This is a genomic window from Mesorhizobium sp. M7A.F.Ca.CA.001.10.2.1 (assembly GCF_003998575.1).
Taxonomy (GTDB): Bacteria; Pseudomonadota; Alphaproteobacteria; order Rhizobiales; family Rhizobiaceae; genus Mesorhizobium.
On the sequence record NZ_RZQY01001108.1, the window covers coordinates 1 to 1,041 of the forward strand.

General features: G+C 58.8%; 1 pseudogene. It reads left to right on the forward strand.

Features of this window, described 5'->3' with window-relative positions:
- Positions 1–758 precede the first annotated feature (758 nt).
- Positions 759–1,041: pseudogene (locus EN964_RS38265) on the forward strand (hypothetical protein); the annotation flags it as partial.

The window sequence follows — 1,041 nt, forward strand, 5'->3', positions numbered from 1 at the left end:
GCGCATTGTTGCCGGTAGCGGAATTGAGCGCTTGCGCGGAAGCCGGCAGGCAAACGCCCGCCAGCACTGCCGTGGCCAGCATTGCCACTGTGAAGATCGTTGATGGCCGAAGTGCCGACATTCGCTCATTCCCGCGCAAAAAACTCTGCCCACTGATATAGGACGTTTGCGCGGCGATGCCATGGCCAGCGGGTCGAGCATCACGAAATCGGGCAGTCCGATCGCTTTGTTCTGCGATTCCAGCAGTGAACCGCAGATAGTCGTCATATGACGACTATGAAACGTCAGCGGCTTTAGTCAGTGTCCGCACGTAAATTTTCGGTTTCATCCGGCATAAGTTAATGTATTCTAATTGAGTCAGAGCTCCGCAAGTGGGAATGCGGATGCTCTGTTTTAATGCATTGAACCTTATTGCGCAGTGCCGGCATCCTTATTGCAATTGCATGAGCATAGCGGTGGCGTCGCCTTAAGCAGGCATTGAGGCGCGCCCCCGTAAAACGGGGGGTAAGTGCATGGCTTTGTTTTCAAAGCGTGGTGGCTTTGCCATCAAACGCGCATTCGCGGTTCCGGGTTCCGGTATCGACGCTGCCAATGCCCATGTGGCAGAGGTATCCCAGCAAGCAGGGCTTGCCCGCCAAGCGCTGCCCGGCAGTTCGCCTTGTTCGCTTCGTGCGGCGCAAGCGTGGACTTTGTTCAAACTTGGACCGGTGGCACGTGCGCAAGAAGCGTCTGGCTCGGGTCGCCGTCGCCGGCCAGGTGTGATTGCCGGACGGTTGATGGTCCTCCTCGGCGCCACCGCGCTGGTGGGTTTTCCGCCGATACCGGCGGCGCATGCTCAGTTCGTCATAGACGAGAACGGCCCGGATGCTCCGGACAGGGGACCTGGTGGCTTTGACGCAGATGGCGATAATGGCGATCCCGGCGGATCGATTACAAATGCGACCCCTGGAGCCGTAAACAACGTTCCGCAGATAAACGTCAACGCATCTGGATTTGGCGGCACGGCGAATGGCGGCGATGGCGGCGACGGCGGCGAAGGCC